At 32.6% G+C, this 4,609-nt stretch carries 1 protein-coding gene; it reads right to left on the bottom strand.

Annotated elements, in window-relative coordinates; all coding sequences use genetic code 11:
- Positions 1 to 436: 436 nt before the first annotated feature.
- Positions 437 to 3,187, bottom strand: a complete 2,751-nt coding sequence (locus tag F6K13_RS19330) for a methyltransferase (protein ID WP_287288065.1) — start codon at positions 3,185 to 3,187, stop codon at positions 437 to 439.
- Positions 3,188 to 4,609 lie beyond the last annotated feature (1,422 nt).

Raw genomic sequence — 4,609 nt, 5'->3', positions numbered from 1 at the left:
AAACAGCTATCAGCTATCAGCTATGAGTTATTATCGCACCTAAGTCCGAATTAGTCTCCAAAGAGAATTAAAAGTTATGTTTACTTCTGCATTTCCTACCGAAAGAAAGCAGAAGTTAAAAGTCATGCATTTAAAAGTCAATCATTTTTGATTTGTAATTGTTTGAGAATTTTGTAACTGGTCAGTTATTTACGCCATCTTGTACTAGGGATATTCTGTCTATAATTACAGCATTTAACTTGACAACTACTTCTCCAGAATACTGAGGAACTTCTACTTCTATTACTGCATATAATTTCATTGAATTTTTCTACTGATGTTAGGCAAAATTGGCAATATTTCAAGATACTATTAATTTGACAACTACTTCCCCAGAATACTGATAAATTTCTACTTCTACTACCCCATATAATTTCATCTAATTTTTCTCCTGATTTTAAGCAAAATTTGCAAAATTCCAAGATACCATTACTTCCTGCTCTGTTGCTAGGGATATTCTATCTGTAATTACAGTAGTTAATCTGACAAATACTTCCCCAGAATACCGAGGAATTTCTACTTCTACTACCGCATAATTAGTTTTGCCAAATATATGATTGTGATTAAAAGGAATAGTTTTTTGCACTAATATTTTTCCATCCTCACTCTTAATAATCTCAATTTCACATTCTATTGAATAAGCAGCAATAGGTTCTATTTGTGGATAAACTCGAAATCTTTTTTGACCTTCAATTTGAAATTTAATTTCAGTCTGACACTTATCACTACCCGGCAGAATTTTTTCAGCAAATTTCCAAGTTTCTCCACTATCAAAAAAAGGTAGTTCCTCAACCTCTGTTTTTACTTGCCTATTTGTTTGGCTATCCGACAAATTTTTAGTTTCTTCATTATCAGATATGAGTATTTTTTCCGCTTCTATCTTTTTTACTATTATTTCTTCCTTTGCATTTCCAACTTCTTCCTCCTTGCCAAAATTCTTAACTTCTAACTTCTGACTTCTGACTTCTGAGACTTCTAACTTCTTCCTTCCAACTTCTTCCTTCCAACTTCTTCCTTCCAACTTCTTCCTTCCAACTTCTTCCTTCTTCCTTCTTCCTTCTTCCTTCTTCCTACTTAAAGGTTGAGCAACTAAACCACCAGAAATTGGCTTTTGTAAAATATATAAATCTTGCCCATTTGCCATATTACTTTGAGGAAATCTTTTAATATGTTTGAACATAGAAAATATTTCCTGATAAGCTGCTGGTGTATGTACTGCTGAAACAGTATGTTGACCTTGACCATCTACTTCTCCTTGATGGTCTAGATACAAAAATAATCCCTCTTCTCCAATACTATACATTTCAGCTTGATGAGTATTTCCAGTGCGAAAAATATCATAAACTATCGGAAAAAATTGAGGTCCGTGAAGTGTCATAAATAATATTCCACCAGGGCGTAATACTCGATAAATATCCCAGGCCCAAAGATGTTGTAAATCTAAACGTAGGTGAGTGAATACTGAGACAGCATTAACTAGGTCAAATTGATTATTTTCAAAAGGTAATGGAGGTTGAATATTGTTATGTTTGACTGTAGCAAATTTGATATTTTCTTCACACCATTCAGCACATTCAGGAAAAACATCACAACCAAATAGTTTTTGATTGGGCAAAAGTTCTGGTTTAAATGCCATTAAATAACGTCCTACTCCACAGCCAAAATCTAGAATATTCTCAAATTGATGAAAATCAAATCCTGCTTTTTGCAGATAATTTTTTACTGTATATTTTAGGTCATCAAATGAACTAAGAAAGGCTTTAACACTAGAGTTGCCACTAATTCTGAGTAATAGATGGTTTGGTGGTAATAAGACGATGGAATTAACTGGAGAAATATTAACGACTCGCTCTAAATGGAAATTATTAATAATTTTGACCAAGATAACGTCATCTGGGGATAAATGTTCGCTGTTAATGCTGCATGACCATTGATATTTTTGAATTTTGCTTTCGTATTTTGGCAAACAGCTTTTTACTTTTATTCCATTTACTAAAACAGCTACTTCTTCTACTTTTTCTTCAGGATTAATATCTGCTGCCCATCCTTCTATATAAATGTCTCCTGTAGATGTAACTTCGATACTTCTACAACCACCATCAGGATGACAATAAAAGTTTAATAATTTATCTCTTTGTTCCTCAACTTCTCCCTTTTTAACTTCTCCCTTTCCAACTTCTCCCTTTCCAACTTCTGAATTTTGACTTTTGACTTTTGAATTGATAGCTTCTCCCTTTCCAACTTCTGAATTTCCAACTTTTGACTTTTGACTTTTGACTTTTGAATTGATAAAAACTTCTTCCTTTATTACTTTTGACTTTTGACTTTTGATTTTATAACTTCTTCCTTCTTCCTTCTTCCTTCTTCCTTCTTTATTCCACAGAATATATAGATCGTGGTATCCACAAAGACCTTTTTTAATCCGATGCCATTTTGCTTTTCCCTTAGTTGCTTGGTGAATAATTTTACCTACCCATTTTTCTCCTACATAAGTAACTCCATAATCTTCAGTTTTGAGAAAAAGACTTTCACTTTCTGGAGTAAAGTAAATTTCTTCTGCATCTTTTTCTGTCTCTATAGTCATTAAAGATAAGTCATGGGTACTAAAGATTAATATGCCGTTTTCTGTCAACAAACTATATAACTTTTCTAACCAACCACTGAAAGTCTTTTCTGGAGTATGACTAAAAAATGAACAGGCAAAAATGCAGTCAAATTTTTGATTTAGTTGATAATCTTCAGGATGATTAGTTGACACTATCCCTTCTACTCCAAGTAATTTTTTTTGAAACTCTACTGCTTGAGGATAAATATCAGAAATCCAAATTTTATGAACTGGTATTTCCTGAACTAAAAATCTACTAAAACGCCCATACCCACTCGCAAAATCTAGAAAAGAAGAGATATTTTCAAAGCCATCAAAATGCCATTCTACAATTTTTTTAACTGCATCTAATATTCTTTTACCATTAGAAAAATATCGTAGTAGTGCTTCATCAATCTTTCCTTCAGTATTTTTCAAAGCATAGAGATACATTTCATCTTGTGGATGAATATTTACCTTGATTTCTTCAGGTTTTCTCGTTTGGTCTTGAATAAATGTATCTATAATTAGCTGATTATCTATTTCATTTTTTTCAGGATTCATATTTTTAAATAGGTGTTAGGTTTTAGGAAAAGTAAAAATAAAGAAGGAAGTTATGCTTAAGGAAAAATTGCATGAGGATAATCTTCTACACGCCATTTCGTGTCTTATAACCCCAAACAATTTTAAGCACTCCCTTTGAGTAGAAAATTAGATTTCAAGCTTCCCCTTGTAAAGAGGACAAAAAAAGAAAATTCAGTATTTTAAGCCTTCTGCTTTCCTACGGAATGCTGCGCAAACAGTAGGAGGTACTATTAACTGATAACTGAAATGACTGTGGGGTATTAAACCTGCCATACAAAAGATAATTTTACTGTAATTCAATATGCTTCAGAGGAGACAAAAGTTTATCTGATAGAAAGTGTAAAAATCAACGTTTGTACATCACATATTTGCCCAAAAAATTCTTAACTGAACCGTATTGTACTGTATTAATTTTATAGCAGTCGAAGGAAAGATTAACACAGTTCAAAAGTCTAAAACTCAGACAAAGTAATACTTTTCCTTCTTTATCCTTCCTTCTGCTATACATAAGCATAAGAAGAGTATTTTTTATTTAACTTAATAGCAGTTTTCACAAAGGTAGACTACAGAACTTCTGCCTTCTACCTTTAAGCCAAAATATCTGCTTTTTATGTTAATGGAAACTGCTATAATTTACGGCTGTAATTAAAAGTATTTACCGAATAATTAAGGTAAAATGCCTCTCCTTTAAAGGAGAAACAAGCGATCGTTAGCGCAGCTTCCCGTAGGGTGGGATGGCGATCTTCGGAGCGGGTCTGCAAGAACGGGTTTCCTCGCCATATCCAATCGACCAAGAGAGAAAAAATTTTCCTTTTATTCAATCCTCTTCCTTTTAGGGAGAGGTAATTATCAATTATCAATTATCAATTATTGAAATCTACTTTAAAATTAATTTTATTTCTTTCTCCTTCAATAGCTACAATAAAATTTTTCCCACAACTATTTAGCATTAATATACTTGTATTCCTGCTCACTCCAAACTCCTTTGCCTTGCTCTATAGATAGAAACTCTACCTAATACCATTTTGAAAAAAGAATGTTACGAATAATCAGCGTGATTAAAAGACTTTAAAGGAGATGTCTCTTTGACATAAAAGAGAATTTCCTAGCTCAAAACTGGTATTGAAGCCATTTCTATATGACTCCTGACTCCTAAGAAATATCCTAGCTATTTGTAGCAAAAATTTATCAATTTGGTATAACTCCTTTTCTTCTCAGTTATATAGGATTTCTCAGTAAGCGTGAGGTACACTTTTATCTTTACTTCACTATTGCCTTTTGCCCGTTGCCTGTTGCCTAAAACAAACGAATTTTGTACCTTACCAGCATGGTAATTGCTATATAAATGTCATATTTCTAATCTTTAAACTAGGTTCTATTAAAAAGTCAACTACTCCCGTA

Origin of the sequence: Okeania sp. SIO2B9 (assembly GCF_010672505.1) — a bacterium.
Classification (GTDB): Bacteria; Cyanobacteriota; Cyanobacteriia; order Cyanobacteriales; family Microcoleaceae; genus Okeania; species Okeania hirsuta.
The sequence above is the reverse complement of the archived record's forward strand: the minus strand, read 5'-3'. Positions and strand labels throughout refer to the sequence as shown.